13 protein-coding genes, 1 tRNA gene and 1 pseudogene are annotated in these 22,404 nt (G+C 72.8%); 5 read left to right on the top strand and 10 right to left on the bottom strand.

The features are described 5' to 3' along the window. The first annotated feature begins 67 nt into the window (after positions 1-67). Entirely contained in the window at positions 68-1,753 is a 1,686-nt protein-coding gene (locus ACFZDC_RS06300; RefSeq protein ID WP_391320641.1) for a bifunctional 3'-5' exonuclease/DNA polymerase, read from the top strand. A gap of 7 nt (positions 1,754-1,760) precedes the next feature. On the opposite strand, the gene ACFZDC_RS06295 is transcribed toward ACFZDC_RS06300, so the two are convergent. Together ACFZDC_RS06295 and ACFZDC_RS06290 are read right to left on the bottom strand one after the other, a co-directional pair. Continuing rightward, positions 1,761-5,096, bottom strand: coding sequence for a BTAD domain-containing putative transcriptional regulator (locus ACFZDC_RS06295; protein ID WP_391320722.1), 3,336 nt, complete (start codon positions 5,094-5,096; stop codon positions 1,761-1,763). Positions 5,097-5,502: 406 nt separating this feature from the next. Continuing rightward, entirely contained in the window at positions 5,503-6,396 is an 894-nt protein-coding gene (locus ACFZDC_RS06290; protein ID WP_391320639.1) for a glycosyltransferase, read from the bottom strand. Between the two features lie 121 nt (positions 6,397-6,517). On the opposite strand from ACFZDC_RS06290, the gene ACFZDC_RS06285 reads away from it, so the two are divergent. After that, positions 6,518-6,949: a hypothetical protein gene (locus ACFZDC_RS06285; protein ID WP_391320637.1), complete on the top strand. Its 432-nt coding sequence runs from the start codon at positions 6,518-6,520 to the stop codon at positions 6,947-6,949. 169 nt (positions 6,950-7,118) lie between these two features. On the opposite strand, the pseudogene ACFZDC_RS06280 reads toward ACFZDC_RS06285, so the two are convergent. After that, a pseudogene (locus ACFZDC_RS06280) lies at positions 7,119-8,069 on the bottom strand (HoxN/HupN/NixA family nickel/cobalt transporter); the annotation flags it as partial. A gap of 236 nt (positions 8,070-8,305) precedes the next feature. Between ACFZDC_RS06280 and ACFZDC_RS06275 the strand changes: the two are divergent. Genes ACFZDC_RS06275 through ACFZDC_RS06265 form a run of 3 tightly spaced genes read left to right on the top strand, consistent with a single transcriptional unit; the run spans position 8,306 to position 10,154 of the window. Continuing rightward, a complete protein-coding gene (locus tag ACFZDC_RS06275; protein ID WP_391320635.1) occupies positions 8,306-8,659 on the top strand; it encodes a WXG100 family type VII secretion target in 354 nt (117 codons plus the stop codon). Next, positions 8,656-9,921: a hypothetical protein gene (locus tag ACFZDC_RS06270; protein ID WP_391320633.1), complete on the top strand. Its 1,266-nt coding sequence runs from the start codon at positions 8,656-8,658 to the stop codon at positions 9,919-9,921. The genes ACFZDC_RS06275 and ACFZDC_RS06270 overlap by 4 nt, the downstream gene beginning before the upstream one ends. Continuing rightward, positions 9,921-10,154 (top strand): hypothetical protein, encoded by a 234-nt coding sequence (locus ACFZDC_RS06265; protein ID WP_391320631.1) that lies wholly within the window; start codon positions 9,921-9,923, stop codon positions 10,152-10,154. The genes ACFZDC_RS06270 and ACFZDC_RS06265 overlap by 1 nt, the downstream gene beginning before the upstream one ends. Before the next feature lie 156 nt (positions 10,155-10,310). Here ACFZDC_RS06265 and ACFZDC_RS06260 read toward each other — a convergent pair. From ACFZDC_RS06260 to ACFZDC_RS06230, 7 genes are all read right to left on the bottom strand, one after another. Beyond that, positions 10,311-10,384 (bottom strand) — tRNA-Thr (locus ACFZDC_RS06260). A 107-nt stretch (positions 10,385-10,491) separates the two neighbouring features. Then, positions 10,492-12,117 (bottom strand): alpha/beta fold hydrolase, encoded by a 1,626-nt coding sequence (locus tag ACFZDC_RS06255; protein ID WP_391320629.1) that lies wholly within the window; start codon positions 12,115-12,117, stop codon positions 10,492-10,494. A gap of 96 nt (positions 12,118-12,213) precedes the next feature. Further along, positions 12,214-13,419: a DNA polymerase III subunit delta' gene (locus ACFZDC_RS06250; protein WP_391320627.1), complete on the bottom strand. Its 1,206-nt coding sequence runs from the start codon at positions 13,417-13,419 to the stop codon at positions 12,214-12,216. A gap of 211 nt (positions 13,420-13,630) precedes the next feature. After that, the gene (gene tmk / locus ACFZDC_RS06245; RefSeq protein WP_391320625.1) at positions 13,631-16,924 is read right to left on the bottom strand and encodes a dTMP kinase; all 3,294 of its coding nucleotides are present in this window, start codon (positions 16,922-16,924) and stop codon (positions 13,631-13,633) included. A gap of 316 nt (positions 16,925-17,240) precedes the next feature. After that, a complete protein-coding gene (gene topA / locus ACFZDC_RS06240; protein WP_391320623.1) occupies positions 17,241-20,075 on the bottom strand; it encodes a type I DNA topoisomerase in 2,835 nt (944 codons plus the stop codon). A 268-nt stretch (positions 20,076-20,343) separates the two neighbouring features. Then, the gene (locus ACFZDC_RS06235) at positions 20,344-20,541 is read right to left on the bottom strand and encodes a hypothetical protein (RefSeq protein ID WP_391320720.1); all 198 of its coding nucleotides are present in this window, start codon (positions 20,539-20,541) and stop codon (positions 20,344-20,346) included. Between the two features lie 279 nt (positions 20,542-20,820). Beyond that, positions 20,821-22,341 (bottom strand): methyltransferase, encoded by a 1,521-nt coding sequence (locus ACFZDC_RS06230; RefSeq protein ID WP_391320621.1) that lies wholly within the window; start codon positions 22,339-22,341, stop codon positions 20,821-20,823. Between the last annotated feature and the right edge of the window lie 63 nt (positions 22,342-22,404).

Here is a 22,404-nt window from a genome sequence, read left to right as displayed (position 1 = left end):
GACACCGTTTCACCGGCGAATCCCCAGGTCAAGGCCATTGTCAGAGCTGCCTGCCACACTCGCAGTCATGACCGACCGGTGGGCTCTCGCGCCGGCCGAGGACGGTGGCGTGGACGTCGCCCCCCTCGGCCCGGACGGGCTGCCCGCCGGTCCGGTGCGGCGGGAGAGCGATCCCGCCGGGGCGGTACGGAGCCGTCCGGAGGTGCAGCGCTGGGTGTGGCGGTCGACCGCCGAGGTCTACCCGCGTCTGCTCGCCACGGGGGTGCGAGTGGAGCGGTGCTACGACATCGAGGACGCCGAAACCCTCCTGCTGGGCCACGAGGGCCGGTACGGCGAGCCGTGCTCGGCCGCCGCCGCCCTGGCCCGCCTCCGCGGCGGCCCCGTACCGCCCGACCCGCCGCAGCGCCCGGCCGAACCGGGCGCCCAGTCCCCGCTGTTCGAGCCGAGCGGCACCCGCCTGCCGCTCGAGGACCTCCTCGCGGTCTACGCCGACCAGCAGCGGCGGCACGAGAAGACCGCCCATCCCGACCGGATGCGGCTGCTGACGGCCGCCGAGTCGGCCGGGATGCTGGTGGCCGCCGAGATGAACCGCTCCGGCCTCCCCTGGAGCGCCGAGGTCCACCGCGACCTGCTGCACGAGCTGCTCGGCGAGCGGTACGCGGGCGGGGGCGAGCCCCGACGACTGGCCCAGCTGGCCGACGAGGTGTCCGCGGCCTTCGGCCGCCGGGTCCGGCCCGACCTGCCCGCCGACGTGATCAGGGCCTTCGCCCAGGCCGGGATCAAGGTGAAGTCCACCCGCCGCTGGGAGATCGCCTCGCTCGACCACCCTGCCGTCGAACCCCTGCTGGAGTACAAGAAGCTGTACCGCATCTGGGTGGCGCACGGCTGGTCCTGGCTGCAGGACTGGGTCCGCGACGGCCGCTTCCGGCCCGAGTTCCTCGCCGGCGGCACGGTCACCGGGCGCTGGGTCACCAACGGCGGGGGCGCGCTGCAGATCCCCAAGGTGATCCGGCGGGCCGTGGTCGCCGACCCCGGCTGGCGGCTGGTCGTGGCCGACGCCGACCAGATGGAGCCGCGCGTGCTGGCGGCCATCTCCCGCGACCCCGGCCTGATGGAGGTGGCCGCCCGCGAGAGCGACCTCTACCAGTCCGTCTCCGACCGCGCCTTCTCCGGCGACCGGAACCAGGCCAAGCTCGCCGTGCTCGGCGCGGTCTACGGCCAGACCTCGGGCGACGGCCTGAAGAACCTCGCGGCGCTGCGCCGTCGCTTCCCCAAGGCGGTGGCCTACGTCGACGAGGCCGCGCGGGCCGGAGAGGAGGGCCGGCTCGTACGCACCTGGCTGGGCCGGACCTGCCCGCCCGCCGCCGGGACGGGCGAGGACCCGGAGGAGGAGGCGGGCATCCCCGTCGACGACGACACCGCCGACGGGCAGGCGTGGACCCCCGGTCATGCGTCCACCAACTCCCGTGCGCGGGGCCGCTTCGCGCGGAACTTCGTGGTGCAGGGCAGCGCCGCCGACTGGGCTCTGCTGCTGCTCGCCGCGCTCCGCCGGACCTGCGCGGAGCTCAGGGCCGAACTGGTGTTCTTCCAGCACGACGAGGTGATCGTGCACTGCCCCGCCGAGGAGGCCGACACCGTCGTCCGGGCCATCCGGGATGCCGCCGACCTCGCTGGGCGGCTGACCTTCGGCGAGACCCCGGTGCGCTTCCCGTTCACGACAGCGGTGGTGCAGTGCTACGCCGACGCCAAGTGAACGCCGGTCACCGAGTCGGGCCGCCGGCCAGCAGCTCCCGCAGCTCCTCCAGAACCGTCTGCTCGTCCGTGCCGTCCAGCGCGGCGACGGCCGCGCTCCAGACGTCGTGCGCCTCCGTCCGCTGCCCCTGTGCGCGCAGCAGCAGGCCGTGCTGGTGGCGGGCCAGACCGCCCATGTAGCGGTCGGCGCGGGCGTCGGCCCGGCGCAGCAGCTCCGCGCACTCGCAGGCGGCCCGCTCGGCCTCGCCCAGCTGCCGCAGCGCGCGGACCAGACCGAGCCGGGTCTGCGACTCGCCGTGCCAGTCCCCGTGACCGCCGAGGATGCGCAGGCTCTCCTCGAAGTGCCGTGCGGCGGCCGCCGGTTCGCCGAGCGTGAGGTGGGCGTAGCCGATGTTGCAGTGCGCCGAGTGCTGCACGATGACCGCGCCGATCGCGTCCCCGATCGCCAGCGAGCGCCGGTGCTGCTCGATGGCGGCCCGCGGATCGGTGTGCTCGTAGAGGTTGCCGAGGTGGCTGCGGGTGACAGCCTCGCCGTAGGGGTCGTTCAGCTGCCGGGAGCAGGCGAGGCTCTGCCGCAGCGCTTCGCCGGACTCCTCGAACCGCCCGAGCCCCTCCAGCAGCAGCCCACGGTTGTTCAGACACCGCCGGATCCTGGAGAACGCGCCGAGCCGCCGCCAGATCGCCAGGGCGCGGTCGGTGAGGGCGAGGGCGTCGTTCTGCCGGCCGGTCAGGAAGTGCAGGCCCGAGAGATCGCCCAGGGCGTACGCCTCGGCCGCCGCGTCCCCGAGCCGCCGCGCGGCGCCGAGCGCGGCCCGCCCCAGCACCTCCATCTCGGCGACCCTCCCGCTGCGCTGCGCATACGGGAAGAACAGCCGGACCAGCAGGGAGAGATGGGCGGCCCGCCGCTCATCGGCCGTGTCGGCGTTGCGCTCCACCAGCGCGACGATGTTCTCCAGCTCCACATCGCCCCAGGCGAACGCCACCTCGGCGGACTCGAAGGACCCCAGGGCCGCCACGTCCGCCGCGTGCTCGGGCGGCTGGGCGGCGGTGGGGCGCCGGCGGTCGTCCTGGTCGAGACCGGGCTCCACGATGGCGGTGAGGGCGCGCTCGGAGACCGCGGCGTACCAGCGCAGGGCGATGAGATCCGGATCGGCGCCGGTGGCCGGCCCGGGGCTCTTGCCGGCCAGCTCGCGGGCGAAGTCACGGACCAGGTCGTGCGGGGCGTAGCGGCCGTACGCCGTCTCCTCCAGCAGGGCCACGTCGACCAGCCGGTCCAGGGCGGCCTCGGCGCGCCGCGCGTCGGTGCCGGTGAGGCGGGCGACCAGCGGGGCGCCGTAGGTGGGCAGGTCGAGGGCTCCGATGCGGCGCAGGACGTGGGCCGCGTCCCGGTCCGCCTCGCGCTCGGCGGCGGCGAGCGCGTCGTGGGCGACCGCCAGGGAGCGGCGGACGCTCAGGTCGTCGTATTCGAGGTGGTGCAGTCGGCCCTCGGTGGCGGCCAGCTGCCCGGCCAGCACGTCCGGGGTGAGGGCCCGGCGGGCGGCCAGCCGGGCGGCCACGACCCGCAGCGCGAGCGGGAGCCTGCCGGTCAGCTCGACCAGCGCATGGCCGGCGTCGAGCCCCGCCCGCCCGCTCACCGCCCGGAGCAGCGCCGCGCTGTCCTCGCCGGTCAGCGGGCCGAGCGGAAAACGCCGGGCGCCGTCCAGGGCGGTCAGCGGCGAGCGGCTGGTGACGATCACGGCGCAGCCGGGGCCGGCCGGCAGCAGGGGGCGGACCTGGGCCGCGCTGGCCGCGTCGTCCAGCACCAGCAGGATGCGGGCGGGGGCGAGGAGGGAGCGGAGCAACGCGGCGGCGGCATCCGGGTGTTCGGGGACATTGCGGGGCTCGGCGCCGAGGTCGCGCAGCAGCGCGGCGAGCGCCTGCGCCGAGGTGAGCGGGGTCATGCCGGGGGTGGCGCCGTGCAGGTTGACGTACAGCTGACCGTCCGGGAAACGTTCCCGCAGCCCGTGGGCCACGTGCAGGGCGAGGGCACTCTTGCCGACACCGGCCATACCGCTGATCACGGCGAGTCGGCTCCGCCGGCCGACGAGGGCCTGCTGCAGTTCGTGGTGTTCGGCTCCGCGGCCGGTGAAATGGGCGGGCGGCGGGGGCAGTTGGGCCGGTGCGGGGGCGTGGTCCGCGGGTGGCACCCGGTCTTCGGCCGGGTCCGGTTTCCCGCCCGTACCGGCTGTGCTGCGCTTGCCCTCAGAGGAAGCGCCGTCGGCGAGGGTGGATGGCCCCGGTGCGGCGGAGATGCCGTCGGGGGCGGTTGCGGGCGTGCTGCGGGGCGTCGGCTCGCCGCCGGTGAGCGCGGCCGCAGGCGCGGTGCGGACAGCCGGCCGGCCGTCGGCACTCCCGGGCGCGCAGTGGACGGTTGGCTCGTCCCCGCCGCTTCCGGATGCGCCGGCGGGGACCGGTTCGGGGGTGGTGGGCTCGGGTGCCTGCCGGAGCAGCGTGTCCTCGGTCGACGCCTCCCCGGGCCGTGGTGGCGTGAAGCCGCGCAGCACCTCCACATGGGCCTGGCGGACCGAGGGACCGGGCTCGATGCCGAGTTCCTCGATCAGGCGGGCACGAAGGTCGCGGTGGACGGCCAGGGCCTCGGCCTGGCGGCCGGTGCGGTGCAGGGCGAGCATCAGCTGGCGGTGGTACGCCTCGCGCAGCGGATGCTCGGCGACCAGGGCCGCCAGCTCCGGGACGAGTCCGGCCACCTCGGCTCCGCCCAGGGCGAGTTCGGCGTCGTACCGCCATTCCAGCAGGAGCCGTCGCGCCTCCTGCAGGCGCTGCACGAGGGCGTAGCCGCCGAAGTCGGCGGGGAGCCCGCTGAGCGGCGTGCCGCGCCAGAGCGCGAGGGCGGCCGTGCAGGGGCGCACGACTTCCGGCCAGTCCTGCCGGGCGTGCGCGGCGCGCGCCTCGGCCACCCGGGCGTCGAACACGTGCACGTCCAACTCGCCGTCGTCCACGCGCAGCAGATAACCCGGCGCGACGGCCCTGAGCCGCTCGGGGTCGTCCAGGAGCCGGCGCAACCGGGTGACGTGGTTGTGCAGCGAGGCCTGTGCGGAGACGGGAGGTGCCCCGCCCCACAGGGCGTCCTTCAGCGACTCGACCGACACGACCCGGCCCGCCTCCAGCAACAGCGCGGCGAACAGGGCGCGGACCTTGGGGCTGCCGATGGCTCGCACACTGTTGTCGGGGGTGTGCTCAGGGGTGCCGCTGAGGGTGCCGGGGGCGTCGTACGAAATCCCGTACGGCTGTCGGTCGTACAGGACGGGCGGTCCCAGCAGTCCGAACCGCAGCTCGTACCGCAGCATCACGCCGCCCCACTGCCTTCCCGCGCGGTCCCGTGCGACCGTGCTGCGCGGCGGGCGCGTGCCCGCCGTTCCCTGGCGGAATTCCGCCCCGTCCACAACGGTTTCCCGCCACCTTCCACCTGCCGGTCGGCGCCGGAATCCGTTAGGGTTCCCGCTTACCGCCACCGCCGTCCGGCGACTTCCGGCCAATCGGTCCACGACCTGCGGACGAACCGTTGGCCACATGTTAGCGATCCGTTGGTGAGCCCTGATGTGATCTTTCCATCGGATCCGGCCCGACGGCGCGCGCGTCACGTCGCGTAACTCGGGGGAGTGTCGCCGCAGGCCTGGTCCGGGGACGCAGAAGGGCCCCGGTCGGCGGAGGTGAACGACCGGGGCCCTGTCCCGTACCTTCCGGGCCCCTCGCTCAGAGGACCGGCGGGCGCCCGAGCCGGGTCAGCCGCCACACCGTCCGCCAGCGCATGGGCCGCCGCTCGCCGGCCGGCTCCCGCAGCCCCTCCGCGAACCCGCCGAACCAGGCCCGCAGGCCGGCCAGGGAGCGGGTGCGGGCGACGGTGAGCAGCAGCCACGCCCCGAGGTGCACCGGGATGAGCGGCAGGGGCAGCCTGCGCCGGACGAGCCACACCCGGTTGCGCGCGTTGACGCGGTAGTAGATGGCGTGCCGGGCCGGGGAGGTCTTGGGGTGCCGCAGGAGCAGCTCGGGGGCGTAGAGGATCTTCCAGCCCGCGTCGGCGGCCCGCCAGGCGAGGTCGGTCTCCTCGTGCGCGAAGAAGAACTCGGCGGGCCAGTCCCCGGTCTCGGCCAGCATCGCCATGCGGAAGGCGTGCCCGCCGCCGAGGAAGCCGGTGACGTAACCCCCGTGCAGGGGGTCGGACTTGCCGAGCCGGGGAACATGCCGCTGCTGGGTCTCGCCGTGCTCGTCGGCGATCCGGAAGCCGACGATGCCGAGGTGCGGGTCGGTGGCGTACAGCTCCCCCACCCGGCGCAGCACATCGGCGTCGACGAGCAGTCCGTCGTCGTCCAGTTCGACCACGACGTCGATGTCGCCGTACTCGCGAAGCCGGGCCAGGGCGACGTTGCGGCCGCCCGGGCAGCCGAGGTTCTCCTCGACGTCGATGGTGGTCACCTCACCCGGCAGGGAAAGCCGCCGGGCGAACTCGGGCAGCCGGCAGCCGTTGCCGACGATGACGACGCGGGCGGGGGCCACGTCCTGCTTGGCCACGGACTCCAGCAGGGCGTCGACTTCGGCGGGCCGGTTGCCCATGGTCACCACAGCAACGGCGATCCTCGGCTCCACCACGCCCCTCACCCCATCCGGCATACGGCGGCACCGGCGTCCTGACCGCGCGGCGCTCGCCGTTCACCAAGATGTTGCCTCAGCGGCGCGCGTTCACCTGACGCGGAGTCACTTTGCGGCTCTTTTGCCGCTGTTTTGTTCCCGCCTTCCCCGGCGCCGCATACGGCCACGCGGAACGAGAGCGGGTGCGCCGGCCCGGGAGGCCTGCGGCCCGGGGCCGACGCGCCCGTGCCGCCGCGGTCGATTCCCCTCGCAGCAGGATGGGCCACCCAGGTGGCTGCCGCGTCGACGAGCCCTCAATACTCCTGGCAGGAGTCATCCCACGCTTCTGCCTCGCCACGCCACGCTGCGCGGGCAGCGGCTGTGGCGGCTGTGGCGGCTGTGGCGGCTGCCGATCGACGCGACCGGCAAGGACGTCGGCACCGCGAAGTCCTCCTACACCGGTGTCCACGGCCGGCTGCGGGCGCCGGCCAAGGTGCCGGGCACCGACCAGTTGTGGCTCGGCTCCAGCAACGGCCCCGACCAGGGCCGCATCCTGAAGGTCACCATCGGCTGAGCCCTTGGTCGGCGCCCCAGCTGCCGGGGCGGGCGACGGGCTCTTCGAGACCCCGGGTCGGACGTGTTCCGCCTCGGGGTTCCGCCTCCTGAAGGCTCTCGCCGACAGCCGCCGACAGCCGCCGACAGCCACCGACAGCCACCGACAGCCGCCGCCGGCCGGGAGGCCGTCAGCCCGTGTCGGCGGCGCGTGCGGCCCAGCGCTCCTCGACCTTGGCCAGGCGCCAGTACCCGACAGCCAGGGCCCAGACGGCCACGAACAGGCCGACGATGACGTAGCCGACGTTGTCCAGGTCCAGCCCCGCGATCCAGCCCGTGACGTCGTCCCGCAGACCGAGCTTGTCGTGCAGGACGCCGACCAGCTCGATGGTGCCGACGAAGAAGGCCACCGCGATGGACAGGCCGGTGATGGTGAGGTTGTAGAAGACCTTGCGCACCGGGTTGGAGAACGCCCACTGGTACGCGAAGTTCATGAACGTGCCGTCGAGGGTGTCGAACAGGCTCATGCCGGCCGCGAACAGCAACGGCAGACACAGCACCGCGTACCACGGGAGGCCGGCGGCGGCACCGTTGCCGGCCAGGGCGAGGAGCAGGACCTCGGTCGTGGTGTCGAAGCCGATGCCGAAGAGGAAGCCGAGCGGGAACATCTGGCCCGGCCGGCGGATGGACTTGGTGAGCCGGCCCAGAATCCGGTTCATGAAGCCGCGCGAGTCGAGGTGCGCCTCCAGCTCCGCCTCGTCGTAGCGTCCGCCCCGCATCGCCTTGAAGACGCGCAGGATGCCGAAGAGCGCGACGAGGTTCAGGGCGGCGATGAGGTACAGGAAGGAGCCGGAGACCGTGGTGCCGATGGTGCCGAGGACCTGGTGGGTCCGGGAGCCGTCGTTCATCAAGGTGCCCGCCAGCTTCGCGCCGCCGGCGACCAGCGCGGCCATCACGACCACAACGCTCGAGTGGCCGAGCGCGAACCAGAAGCCCACCGACACCGGCCGCTTGCCGTCGGCCATCAGCTTGCGGGTGGTGTTGTCGATCGCGGCGATGTGGTCCGCGTCGAAGGCGTGCCGCATGCCGAGCGTGTACGCCGTGACGCCCAGACCGATGCCGAACGCCTTGGTGCCGACCTGGCGTCGTCGAAGGCGTGAAGGACGGCCGGGTCGTCCGCTACCGCCTCGTCGACGGGTCGGTCTCCACACTGCTGAAGCACTGCGTCTCCCCCGACTCCGAGGCCCCGCTCACACACGAGGATGCGTAGCCTTGATCGGACCTTTACTGTCCCTTTGGGGAGTTCGCGGCCGCAAACGACCTTGATCAACTAGGGTCTGCAGGCCGACGAGCCGACGGAGGGGACACGGACGACGCCATGAGCGACACGAACAGCGGCGAGATACTCCAGATCAAGATCGCCGATCTGAAGGCGACGGCACCGCACTTCCACACCCACAGCACGGACCTGGCCAAGGCGCTCACGAAGCTCAAGGCCGGCCTCGCGGCGGCCGGTTCGCCGTGGGGTGACGACGAGCAGGGCACCGAGTTCCACAAGCACTACGGCCCGCTGGTGAAGAAGATGGAGAACGCCGCCGACATCCTCTCCCAGGGGCTGCAGAGCATCCACGAGGCCATGAGCGACATGGCCGACGGCCACATCGCCAACGAGGAACTCGTGCGCTCGATGTTCAGCAGGATCAGCGTCAAGGGCGGTGACGCCGCCAAGTGAGTGCCGCGGACAAGGCGAAGGAGATCGTCCAGGACGTCACCGGCATGTGGTGGCCGGCGGCCGACGAGGGCGGACTGCGGGACGCGGCCAAGGCGTGGCGGGACTTCGCCGACGACATCGAAGAGGTGACGGCCGCCGCGAACAGGTCGGCCCGCGGCATCATCGAGCACAACAAGGGCGAGGCGATCGCCGCCTTCGACGACCCGTTCTGGCGACGCTACTACCGCGACGGCCACGGCTGGCTCCGGGACGTGATCGACGGTTCCCGGGACATGGCGAAGGCGCTCGACAAGTACGCCGATGCCGTGCACGCCGCGACCAAGAGGCTGGAGCAGGAGCTGGAGATCGTCGGCGCGACGATCGTCGCCGGTACCGCTCTGGCCATCTTCACGGCGGGCATCTCGGAGGCCGCAGCGGCCGCGGCAACGGCGGGCATCGTCGACCTCGCGGCCACGCTCGGTGTCACCGTCTCGACGGAGATCGCCACCATCGCCGGCACCACGCTCGCCACGGCCTCCATCGCCGGCGTCGAGTCGGTCACCGTAGATCTGGCCGTGGCCCAGCCGATGAAGATCTCCGCAGGTCTGCAGGGCGGGTTCAGCCTGGACGAGGCGAGCGACTCCGCGCTCTCCGGCATGGCGTTCGGCGGCCTCCTCGGCGCCGGGGCCGGCGGCATCCGGGCCACCGTCGGAGCCGGAGGCGTCCGGAACCTGTTCCGGGGAGTGGGCAGCGACCTCGACGGCCTGTCCACCGTCCCGGCCCCGCGCTTCAACGACGAATGGCTCACCGGAGCCCGGCGCCGCCCGCGCGACATCCTCGACGACCCGGCTCAGACGAGATGGGCGGAGTCGGCCTACGAGGACTTCCTGCAGAACCCGCGCGACGTCGAGGCCATCAGCCGGAACACCCAGGGCGTGCGGCGCGCGAACGGGTCCACCGGGTTCTCCGAGGAGGAGATCGCCTCGATCAAGAAGCACGTCTTCGACACGGAGCACCCGATCGAGGACTACGAGACGGGTCAGGTCGTCGTCCGGAAGTTCGACGCGGACGCCGAGATCGCGGACGCCTGGATCCGCCTTCGCTCCGGCAACGCGCTGCCCGAGGACCACGTATTGCTGGAGCACGAGCTCACCGAGCTGAGCTACTTGCGCGAACACCCCGGGGCCACCTACCAGGAGGCCCATCGGGTGGCCAACGAAACCTACAATTGGCAGAGCCAGGTTCCGCTGAACAAGCGCGAAGACTTCGAAAGTGAGTGGTGATGGCCTCCCTCGTCTACTTCAAGAAGGAGTCCGAGGACGGGGCGGTGGTCCGCTACTCCTTCGGTGAGGACCCGGCGGAGATGACCCGGCTCCTGACGATGAACACGCACACGAGGACGGCCCGGCCGGACGACGGAGACATCGACTACACCTTCCTCAAGGCCTCCCGGAAGATCAATTCCGTGTACGACGAGCGGTCGCAGTGGCCGGAACGCGGCATGAGCGCGAGCTGACCCCGGGGCGCGTACGGATCGTGAGGGCGCGCGCTCGGCGGGGCCGCCCCACGGTCCGAGGCGGCTTCAGCCTCCCCGCGCGTCGACGCCGGGAGGGCACGTTCTACCGGCAACAAAAAGGCCAGACCACGAGCTACGTGACCTGGCCTTCGCCGGAGCCGCTTTCGGGATTCGAACCCGAGACCTACGCATTACGAGTGCGTTGCTCTGGCCATCTGAGCTAAAGCGGCGCGCTGTCCGCACTATGGTGCGATCAGCAACGCCGGTAAGTCTACACAGTTTCCGGGGGTGCTTCGTACCAGCCCCGGAGAGGTGGACCCCGGGGCCGGTCGGGGCACTATGAGCAGCGCTTTCCGGGGGCCGGCGGGGTGCCGTGGAGGAGGTAGGTGTCGATCGCCGAGTCGATGCACGTGCTGCCCCGGCCGTAGGCGGTGTGGCCGTCGCCGACGTAGGTCAGGAGGCGAGCCGAGGAGAGCTGGCGGGCGAGGGACTTGGCCCAGGGGTAGGGGGTCGCCGGGTCTCGGGTGGTGCCGACCACGACGATGGGCGCCGCGCCCTTGGCCTCGATCCGGTGCGGCTCGCCCGTGGCCCTCACCGGCCAGTACGCGCAGTTCAGCGAGGCCCAGGCCAGGCCGTCGCCGAATACCGGTGACGCCTTCTCGAACTCCGGGAGGGCCTTTTCCACCTGCTCGGGGGTGGTGAAGGCGGGCGGCAGGTCGACACAGTTCACGGCGGCGTTGGCCATCATCAGGTTGCTGTAGTGGCCGTCGGCGTCGCGTTCGTAGTAGCTGTCGGAGAGGGCGAGCAGGCCTGCGCCGTCGTAGTCCTTCATCGCCGAGGTCAGCGCCCCGCGCAGCTGCTCCCAGGCGCCCTGGTCGTACATCGCCGCGATCACTCCGGTGGTGGCCAGTGACTCGCCGAGCATGCGGCCACCCGCCGGGACGGGGTGGGCGTCCAGCTTGCGGAAGAAGGCCTTGAGGTGGTCGCCGACCTGCACGGGCGTCGTGCCCTTGCCGCCGAGCGGGCAGTCGGGGTGGCGTACACAGTCCTTCGCGAACGCCTGGAACGCCGTCTCGAAGCCCGCCGTCTGGTCCAGGTTGAGCTTGCGGGCGTCGAGGGAGGGGTCCATCGCCCCGTCCAGCACCAGGCGGCCCACCCGGTCCGGGAACAGACCGGCGTACGTCGCGCCGAGGAAGGTGCCGTACGACGCCCCCACATAGCTGAGCTTGGCGTCGCCGAGCACCGCCCGCAGGATGTCCATGTCCCGCGCCGCCTCGACGGTGGACACGTGCCGCAGCAGCCGCGCCGAGTGCGCCCCGCAGCTGTCGGCGAACTTCTTGTACTGCCCGACCAGCGCGTTCGTCTCCTTCTGGTCGTCAGGGGTGGCGTCCGTCTGGGTGTACGCGTCCATCCGGCGGCTGTCGAGGCATTCGACCGGCTCGCTGCGGGCGACGCCCCGCGGATCCATCGCGACCATGTCGTAGCGGGCGCGGATCTCGGCGGGGTAGCCGATGCCCGCGTACTGCTGGAGGTAGCCGATCGCCGAGCCGCCGGGACCGCCCGGGTTGACCAGCAGCGAGCCGAGCGGCCTGTCCTTGCCGGTGGCGTTCTTGCGGGCGACGGCGAGCCGGACGTCGCCCGCGCCGGGCTTGGCGTAGTCCAGCGGGGCCTTCATCGTGGCGCACTGGAAGCCGGGGACACCGCAGCTGTGCCAGCGCAGGTGCTGGGTGTAGTACGACGACAGCGCCGACGGTGTGGCACGCGGGAGCGCGGCCAGCGCCGCCTCCGCCGCACCGCCGGCCGATGTGCTCGAGCTCCCGGAGGAGCAGGCGGACACGAGCAGTGCGGCGGCCGCGATCAAGGTGCCCGTGACGCGCGCCCTCGCCCGGGGTCGGTTGCGGGTCCGGGTTGCGGTCCGAGTCCGGGTACGACGGTTCCGGCGGGGGGATGGCCAGGTGTGCATCAGGCGAGCGTAACGCTGTGCGACGGGATGGGCGCGGTGCGTGCGGACTGTCGCCTCGTACGAGGGACGCGGTCCGTCAACCACCGTACGCCCGGCTCACCCCGCCCGCAGGGCCATCGTCATCGCCTCCACCGCCAGCAGCGGAGCCACATTGCGGTCCAGGGCCTCGCGGCAGGCGGCGATCGCCTCGATGCGGCGGAGCGTGGACGCGGGGGTGCTGCCGCGGGCCAGTCGCTCCAGGGCGTCCTCGGCGTCTCCGTTGGCGATCGCGACCCGTGAGCCCAGCTGGAGGGCGAGGACGTCGCGGTAGAAGCCCGTGAGGTCACCGAGGGCGACGTCGAGGCTGTCGCGCTGCGTGCGCGTTCTGCGGCGCTTCTGCATGTCCTCGAGGTCCTTCATCACGCCCGCCGTACCGCGCGGCATCCGCCCGCCCTGGGCCGCGCCCAGCGCCGTCTTCAGCTCCTCGGTCTCCTTGCCGTCCGTCTCCTCGGCGAGCTGTTTGGCGTCCTCGGCGGCCGCGTCGACCAGTTCCTGGGCCGCCCTGAGGCAGGCGCCCACCTCGTCCAGGCGCAGGGGGAGCTTGAGCACTGCGGCGCGGCGCTCGCGGGCCGCCGGGTCGGTGGCCAGCCGGCGGGCCCGGTCCACATGGCCCTGGGTGGCTCGGGCGACGGCCGCGGCGACCTCGGGCTCGATGCCGTCACGGCGTACGAGCATGTCGGCGACCGCGTCCACGGAAGGCGTGCGCAGGTTCAGGTGGCGGCAGCGGGAGCGGATCGTGGGCAGGACGTCCTCGATCGAGGGAGCGCACAGCAGCCAGACCGTGCGCGGGGCGGGCTCCTCCACGGCCTTGAGGACGGCGTTGGCCGACTTCTCGTTCAGCCGCTCGGCGTCCTCGACCAGGATGATCTGCCAGCGGCCGTTCGCCGGGGAGGTGAACGACTTGCGGACCGTGTCCCGCATGTCCTTCACCAGGATCTCGGCGCCCACGGCGGCGACCGTGCTGACGTCCGCGTGGGTGCCGAGCAGCGCGGTGTGGCAGCCGTCGCAGAACCCGCAGCCGGGAGAACCGCCGAGGGCGCGGTCGGGGCTCACGCACTGCAGGGCCGCGGCGAACGCCCGTGCCGTCTGGTTGCGACCCGCTCCGGGCGGTCCCGTGAACAGCCAGGCGTGGGTCATCTTCGACGCGTCCGGCAGCGGCTCGCCCGCCGCGACGGCCGTGACGAGGGCGTCGGCGTCCCGCGCGGCGGCGTCGAGCACCGCGCTCACCTTCTCCTGCCCGACGAGGTCGTCCCACACGGTCATGGGTCACGCCGCCCTTCCGTCACACTGCGCGTTCCGGGATCCATTGTGCGGGTGGGCACTGACAACGCGGGCGGCCGGTGGCGACTTCCGGGCCGGCGACCGGCCGGGGTCGCCTCCGGGGCCGGCGACCCGGCGACGACGAAGGGCGGGCCCGTCGGTGCCACGAAGTGCTCCGCCGGGCACCGCCCTCCCGGTGCTCCCGTGTTGCCGCTCAGCCGCGACGGCCGCGGCCCCGGCGGCCCTGGTCCTCGCCGGCGTCCCCGTGCTCCTGCTCGTCGTACGACCCCAGCAGTTCGTCCGCCAGGGTCGGCAGGTCGTCCAGCGGGGTCTCCTCGGCCCAGTCGGGGCGGAGCCTGCGACGGGGCGTGCCGTCGGCGTCCACCTGCGGCATCTCGCGCGTACGGTCCGCCAAGCCGTCGGAGCCCGCCGCGGACCGCTCGTCCCGGAAGAAGCCGGGTGGCACCCGGCCCGCCGGGTCACCACCCCGAACGGGGGGCAGTACGGCGGTCTCGTCGGCCGCACCCGGAGCCACCGGCGGCAGCACCGCCGTCTCGTCCACCGCACCCGCAGCCACCGGCGGCAGCACCGCCGTCTCGTCCACCGCACCGGAGGCGACCGGCGGCTGCGGCAGCTCGGCCGTCACCTCGGAGTCGGGAGCGGACCCGGCCCTGCGAGCGCCGTCGGCCCGCTCCTCGCGCACCGGCCGCAGCACGGTCGTCTCCTCGGTGCCCGGAGACACGGCCGGCGTCGGCACCGTCGCCTCCGCGCCCGGCGACCCCACCGGTGCCGGCCCGGTCGCCGCGCCCGGGGTCACGCGCGGCACCGTCGGCTGCGGGGTGCTGGGCCGGCGGGCCGCCGCGTCGGCCGAGGCCGCGGCCGCGGCCGCCTGGCGGCGGGCCTCCTCGGCGCGCAGCAACGCCTCCTCGGCCTTGCGCTGCTTCTCCAGGCGCCGCGCTTCCTCCTCGGCGCGGAGCCTGGCCTGCCGTGCCTCTTCCTCGGCACGCAGCCTGGCCTCCTCCTCGGCCTGCTTGCGCCGCCGCTCCTCCTCGGCCTGGCGTCGGGCCTCCTCCTCGGCGCGGGCCTGCTCCTCCGCGAGAAGCCGCTGTCGCTCCTCCTCGGCTCGCCGACGCGCTTCCTCGGCCCGCTGCCTGGCCTCCTCCGCCTGCCGTTCGGCCTCGCGGCGCTGCGCCTCCTCCAGTTCGCGGCGCTTGCGCTCCTCCTCCTCGGCACGCAGCTTGGCGAGCTGCTCCTGGCGCTCGCGCTCCAGGCGCTCTTCCTCGGCCTTGCGCGCGGCCTCTTCCTCGGCCTTGCGGCGCGCCTCCTCCTCGGCCTTCTTCCGGGCCTCCTCCTGGGCCTTGATCTCGGCCTCGGACAGCGGCAGCACGGTGTCGAGCCGGTGCCGGATCACGGTGGTGACGGCCTCGGGCTCCTGTCCGGCGTCCACGACCAGGTAGCGGCCGGGGTCGGAGGCGGCGAGCGTGAGGAAACCGGCCCGCACGCGCGCGTGGAACTCGGCCGGCTCCGACTCCAGCCGGTCCGGCGCCTCGGTGAACCGCTCGCGGGCGGTCTCCGGGGAGACGTCCAGCAGGACGGTGAGGTGCGGGACGAGCCCGTTGGTCGCCCAGCGGTTGATGCGGGCGATCTCGGTCGGGGACAGATCGCGGCCCGCGCCCTGGTAGGCCACGGACGAGTCGATGTACCGGTCCGAGATGACGACCGCGCCGCGCTCCAGGGCGGGCCGTACGACGGTGTCGACGTGCTCAGCCCGGTCGGCCGCGTACAGCAGCGCCTCCGCGCGGTGCGACAGGCCCGCCGAGGAGACGTCCAGCAGGATCGAGCGCAGCCGCTTGCCCACGGGGGTGGCCCCCGGCTCACGGGTGAGCACGACCTCGTGGCCCTTGGCGCGGATCCACTCCGCGAGCGCCTCGGCCTGAGTGGACTTACCGGCTCCGTCGCCGCCCTCCAGGGCGATGAAGAAGCCGTTCGTCGCCGGGACCGTGTCCGGGTCGTCGCCGCCCAGCAGCGCGTCCTTGAGGTCCTGCCGCAGCGGGATGCCGGAGCGGTCGTCCACCTTCGCGAGCACCAGCGCGGCCACCGGCAGCAGCAGCGCGCCGACCAGCATCAGCGTGAAGGAGGCACCGCCGTGCGCGAAGACGAACCGTCCGTTCTCCAGCCGGTGCCGGCCGATCAGACCGGCGACCAGGGGCGCGATCAGGGCGCCCAGCGCTATGAAGACCCGCACCACCGCGTGCAGGTGCTCGGTGACGCGAGCCCTGCGGTACTCCTCGGTCTCCTGGTCGAGCAGCGCGTGCCCGGTGTTGGCGGCCACGCCCGCGGCGACGCCGGCCAGCGTGACGATCAGCAGGACGGTGGTGACGTCCGGGACGAGGCCGGCCGCCAGCAGGGCGATGCCGGTGACGGCGATCGCGAGGGCGAGGAGCCGACGGCGCGAGAGCGAGGGCAGCACCGAGGGGGCCGTGCGGATGCCGACGGCGACCCCGCCGGTCAGGCCGAGGACCAGCAGGCCGTAGAGCACCGGGCCGCCGCCCAGGTCGGTGGCGTGCAGCACGCACACCGCGACGGCGGCGGCGATGGCTCCGGCCACGGCGGCACAGGCCGGGACGAGCAGCGGGATCGCGCCCGTACGGCCCTTGTCGACGCCGGTGCCGGTACGCGGTCGGCGCAGGCCCTCCAGCGGGGACCGCGCGCGCGGGGTGCGCGTGTCGGGCAGCTCCAGGAAGGTCAGCAAGGACAGGGACGCGGCGAAGAGTCCCGCCGCCACATACGCCCCGAGGGCCGCGTGGTGCTGGTCGAACCAGGCGACACCGGTGCCGAGCAGGTTGTTGAGCAGCGCGGCCACGACGAGTGCGGCGGCCGCCAGCGGGACGGCCAGGAAGCTGGTGCGCAGCGACAGGCGGCGCAGGGCGTCCAGGTGGTCCGGCAGCGGTCGTACCGTCGCCCCTTCCGGGGGCGGGGTGGGCAGCAGGGCGGGGGCCGCGCTCTCCCGGCACACCGCCCACAGCCGCTCGGCGACGCCGACGACGAAGACGGTGACCAGCAGGATGGCGAGTGCGTTGCCCGGGCTCCAGTCGATCCACAGGGGGGCGACGATCAGCAGCGCGGTCCGCAGGCCGTCGGCGCCGACCATGGTCCAGCGGCGGTCGAGCGGGCCCTCCTGGGCGGTGAGCGTGGTCAGCGGGCCGAGGAGGACCGCGCCGAAGAGGAGCGTGGCGAGGATGCGGGCGGCGAAGACGGTCGCCACCGCGAACCCCACGCCTCGGTAGCCACCGCCGAAGGAACCCTCGGTGATGGCCGCCTGTAGGACGAGGAGGACCAGCACCAGTAGCGCGAGGGCGTCACCGACACCGCTCACGAGCTGTGCGCTCCACAGGCGCCTCAACTGCGGTCGGCGCAGCAGGGAACGGACGGCGCGCTCGCGGGAGTCCGCGACCAGGGCGTCGTCCGGTGCTGTGGTGGGGGCCGTTGGCTGCTCGGCTCGCGTCATGCGTTCAGCCTATCCGCAGGCACCGACACCACACCTATGGCCTGTCCGGCGGATCACGCCGGAATCGCGGGGGCATCGCGCGCCCTGTACCGGCCACACCGTCGCCTGGAGCCGGCCTGAACCGCCGGACAGGCCCAAAGCCGCCCATACGTCCGCACGCCCCGACACCACAGTGGTGCCGGGGCGTGCGTTTCCCGAAGCCGCGCTGACGGACCGGGGGCCGGTCAGACGCACCGTCGGTCCGACAAAGCGTCGGTCCGACGGAGCCCCGATCCGACGGAGCCCCGATCCGACGGAGCGCCGATCCGACGGAATGTCAGTCCTCCGCGCCGGAAGCCGTGGCCTTCGAAGCCGTCGCCTTCTTGGCGGTCGTCTTCTTCGCCGTGGTCTTCTTGGCGGCCGCGGTCGTCTTCTTCGCCGCCGTCTTCTTGGCGGCGGTCTTCTTCGCCGGCGCGGCCTTCTTGGCCGTGGCCTTCTTCGCCGTCTTCTTGGCAGGCGCCTTCGCCCGCTTCTCGGCGAGCAGCTCGAAGCCGCGCTCCGGAGTGATCGTTTCCACACTGTCGCCGGAGCGCAGGGTCGCGTTGGTCTCGCCATCGGTGACGTACGGGCCGAAGCGGCCGTCCTTGACCACGACCGGCTTGCCGGAGACCGGGTCGTCGCCCAGCTCCTTCAGCGGCGGCTTGGCGGCCGCACGACCGCGCTGCTTCGGCTGGGCGTAGATCGCCTGCGCCTCTTCCAGCGTGATCGTGAAGAGCTGGTCCTCGGACTGCAGCGAGCGCGAGTCCGTGCCCTTCTTCAGGTACGGGCCGTAGCGGCCGTTCTGCGCGGTGATCTCCACGCCGTCGGCGTCGGTGCCGACGACACGCGGCAGCGACATCAGCTTCAGCGCGTCCTCGAGGGTCACCGTGTCCAGCGACATGGACTTGAAGAGGGAGGCCGTACGCGGCTTGACCGCGTTCTTGCCCGTCTTCGGTGTCCCCTCGGGAAGGATCTCCGTCACGTACGGGCCGTAGCGGCCGTCCTTGGCGACGATCTGGTGGCCGGTCTCCGGGTCGGCGCCCAGCTCGAAGTCGCCGCTCGGCTTGGCCAGCAGCTCCTCGGCCAGTTCGACGGACAGCTCGTCCGGTGCCAGATCCTCGGGGATGTCCGCGCGCTGGTGACCCTCGGAGTCCTTCTCGCCGCGCTCGATGTAGGGGCCGTAGCGGCCGACGCGGAGCACAATGTCGTTGCCCACCGGGAACGAGGACACCTCGCGCGCGTCGATCGCGCCCAGGTCGGTCACCAGCTCCTTGAGGCCACCGAGGTGGTCCCCGTCGCCGTTGCCCGCCTCGGCCGCGCTGCCGACGCCGTTGTGGCCCTCGCCGAAGTAGAACCGCTTCAGCCACGGCACGGCCTGCGCCTCACCGCGGGCGATGCGGTCGAGGTCGTCCTCCATCCTGGCGGTGAAGTCGTAGTCGACGAGCCGCCCGAAGTGCTTCTCCAGGAGGTTGACCACGGCGAAGGACAGGAAGGACGGCACCAGGGCCGTGCCCTTCTTGAACACGTAGCCGCGGTCGAGGATCGTGCCGATGATCGACGCGTACGTCGACGGGCGGCCGATCTCGCGCTCTTCCAGCTCCTTGACCAGGGAGGCCTCGGTGTAGCGGGCCGGGGGCTTGGTGGCGTGCCCGTCGACCGTGATCTCCTCGGCGGACAGCGCGTCGCCCTCGGCGACCTGCGGAAGCCTGCGCTCGCGGTCGTCCAGCTCCGCGTTCGGGTCGTCCGCGCCCTCGACGTAGGCCTTCAGGAAGCCGTGGAAGGTGATCGTCTTGCCGGAGGCGCTGAACTCGACGTCCCGGCCGTCGGCGGCGGTGCCGCCGATCTTCACGGTGACGGAGTTGCCCGTCGCGTCCTTCATCTGGGAGGCGACGGTCCGCTTCCAGATCAGCTCGTAGAGCCTGAACTGGTCGCCGGTCAGGCCGGTCTCCGCGGGGGTGCGGAAACGATCACCCGAGGGGCGGATCGCCTCGTGCGCCTCCTGCGCGTTCTTGACCTTGGCGGCGTAGGTGCGCGGCTGCGGCGGCAGGTAGTCGGCGCCGTACAGCTGCGTGACCTGGGCGCGGGCGGCCGCGATCGCGGTCTCGCTCAGCGTCGTGGAGTCCGTACGCATGTACGTGATGTAGCCGTTCTCGTACAGCTTCTGCGCGACCTGCATGGTCGCCTTCGCGCCGAAGCCGAGCTTGCGGCTGGCCTCCTGCTGCAGCGTCGTCGTACGGAACGGGGCGTACGGCGAGCGGCGGTACGGCTTGGACTCGACGGAGCGCACGGAGAAACGGGTGTTCTCCAGGGCGGCGGCGAGGGCGCGGGCGTTCGCCTCGTCGAGGTGGAGGGTGTTCGCGCTCTTGAGCTGTCCGACGGAGTCGAAGTCGCGGCCCTGCGCGACCCGCCTGCCGTCGACGGTCTGCAGGCGGGCGACGAGCGACGACGGGTCGCTCGGGTCACCTGCCCGGCCGGTCGCGAAGGTGCCCGTCAGGTCCCAGTACTCGGCGGACCGAAACGCGATGCGCTCGCGTTCCCGCTCCACGACGAGCCGGGTCGCGACCGACTGGACACGGCCGGCCGACAGGCGCGGCATGACCTTCTTCCACAGGACCGGCGAGACCTCGTAGCCGTAGAGGCGGTCGAGGATGCGGCGGGTCTCCTGGGCGTCGACCAGCTTCTGGTTGAGCTGGCGCGGGTTGGCGACGGCCTCGCGGATCGCGTCCTTGGTGATCTCGTGGAAGACCATCCGCTTGACGGGGATCTTCGGCTTGAGGACCTCCTGGAGGTGCCAGGCGATCGCCTCGCCCTCCCGGTCCTCATCGGTGGCGAGGAACAGCTCGTCGGAGTCCTTCAGGAGGTCCTTGAGCTTCTTGACCTGCGCCTTCTTGTCGGCGTTGACCACATAGATCGGCTGGAAGTCATGGTCGACGTCCACACCGAGGCGACGGACCTCACCGGTGTACTTCTCCGGCACCTCCGCGGCGCCGTTGGGAAGGTCACGGATGTGCCCGACGCTCGCTTCGACTACGTAGCCGGGGCCGAGGTAGCCCTTGATCGTCTTCGCCTTGGCAGGCGACTCGACGATGACGAGTCGGCGGCCGCCCTGTGCGGTCTCGCTGGTCGGGGACAACTTCGCTCTTCTCTCCGGTTGACGCTGGGGCCTCCCCAGGGCCTTCGTCCCGGGGTCGCGGCGTGCTTCTGGCTCGTGTGACGCTGCGGAGTGTGACGCTACATCCCGCCCTCGTGTCAAACGGGAAAAGCCCACAACGGCCACTCGAACGGTAACCCGACTACCGGCATTCCTGCCGCCCGGAGTCTTCGGCACCCCCTCGTCACCTGTCCGGAGCGTGACGCTCCCCTTACTCGCAATTACCCGTGCGGCACTACGGCCGCCGACGTCAGAGGCGGGTGAGGCAGTACGCGCCGAGGGTCAGCGCGGCGACACCGACGGCACCGGCGAGGCCGGCCGATGCGACCGGGTTCACACCGTGGGCGACCGGTTCACGGCGCCGCAGCCGGGTACCGGTCCACACCAGCAGAGCGCTCCCGAACAGGGCGAACACCACTCCCGCGAAGATCGCCGGCCCGCTCTCCATGACCCCGCCCAGCCCTTCCGCACCGTCCGCCCGTATCCAGCGCCGGGAGGGTGGCACGCGCGGGAAACGGACGGGCGGCATCGGGGTGAACGGAAGGTCGGCACGTCACCGAACGCACACTCGAACGGCACCGGCTCGGCGCCGCACCCATATTTTTCCGGCCGTTTTATCGGCACCGGCGCGTCCCTGCCCGTGCCGGTGGCATACGACGGCATCTCCGGACACGGGTACGACGGCTCGGGGAGCCGGACTACGGCACCCCGTCCGGCCGCCGTAGCCTCACACCACGGGCTCCAGGAAGCCCTGCTCCACGAGCAGCCGGATCTGCGCGGGCGTGCGGTCGCGCAGCAGCGTCCGATCCTCGCCGACGAGCTGGGCGATGGCGTCCAGGATGCGGCCGGCGCTCAGCGTGCCGTCGCACACCCCCGCGAACCCCGCGCCGACCGTGTCCACCTTGGTGGCGCGGCGCATCCCGCGGTGCTGGCGCAGTACCACGTGCTCCGGGTCCTCGGCGCCGGGCAGCCCGACCTGCTCCTGGACCACTTCGGCGGCCAGCCTGAAGTGGCCCTCGAGCAGGGCCGCGTCGTCGTACTCCCGGAGGAAGTCGAGCCGGTCGAAGTGCGCCCGGATCACCTCTCCGAGCGGCTGTTCGACCGGGTGCGGCCACTCCTCCACGGTGACCGAGGGCTCGGCGGCCCCGGTCCTGCGCAGGGTGATCCAGCCGAAGCCGACGGCCTTGACCTTGCGCGCCTCGAACTCGTCGAGCCAGGCGTCGTACCGCGCCTGGTACTCCGCGGGGTCGCCGTGGTGGTCGCCGGCGTCCCTGAGCCACAGCTCGGCGTACTGCGTGACGTCCTGCACCTCGCGCTGCACGATCCAGGCATCGCACCCGCGCGGCACCCATGACCTGAGTCTGTCCTGCCAGTCCTCCCCCGCGACGTGCTGCCAGTTGGCGAGGAACTGCGCGAACCCGCCCTCGTTCAGCCGTTCCCCCGCCTGCTGAACGAGCGAGCGGCACAGATCGTCCCCGCCCATACCGCCGTCCCGGTACGTCAGCCGGGCGCCCGGCGAGATCACGAAGGGCGGGTTGGACACGATCAGGTCGAACGTCTCGCCCTCCTTGACCGGCTCGAAAAGCGACCCTTCGCGCAGATCGGCGGCCGGCGCGCCGGAGAGCGCGAGCGTGAGCGCGGTGATGTGCAGCGCGCGCGGGTTGACGTCGGTGGCGGTCACGCGCGTGGCGTGGCGGGAGGCGTGCAGCGCCTGGATGCCGGAACCGGTGCCGAGATCGAGCGCGGAGGCGACGGGCATACGGACGGTGATGCCGGCGAGGGTGGTGGAGGCGCCGCCGACGCCCAGGACGACGCCCTCGTCGCGCTGCCCGATACCGCCCGCGCCGCCGACGGCGCAGCCGAGGTCGGACACGATGAACCAGTCCTCGCCGCCGGGACCGCCGAAGGGCCGCACGTCCACGGTCGCGGCCACCTCGCCGCCGCCCACGTCCGTGAGCCACCCGCTCTCCAGGACCTCGTCCACCGGCAGAACGGCCGCCACGCGCGCGTGGGGCGCCGGTTGCTGGAGCAGGAAGAGCCGGACGAGCGTCTCCAGCGGCGTGTCGCCGCGGGTGGCCCGCAGGGCGGGCACGGTCTCGCTGCGGGCCAGCGCCGCGTAGGCGGGGGCACCGAGCAGATCGAGCAGCCCGTCGACGGTGAAGGAGGCGGCGAGCAGGGCGTCGCGCAGGCGTGCGGCGGCGTCGGGCCGGTCGGTGGCGGGCAGGGGGGCGAGGCCGGTGTCAGTCACGCCCCCATTGTGGCCCGAGAGGGCTGCCGGAGGCTGCCTCGGCGCAGCCCCGTCCCGGCCCTG

The organism is Streptomyces sp. NPDC007905, assembly GCF_042959345.1.
GTDB lineage: Bacteria > Actinomycetota > Actinomycetes > Streptomycetales > Streptomycetaceae > Streptomyces.
This window is presented reverse-complemented; position numbering and strand designations above follow the sequence as displayed.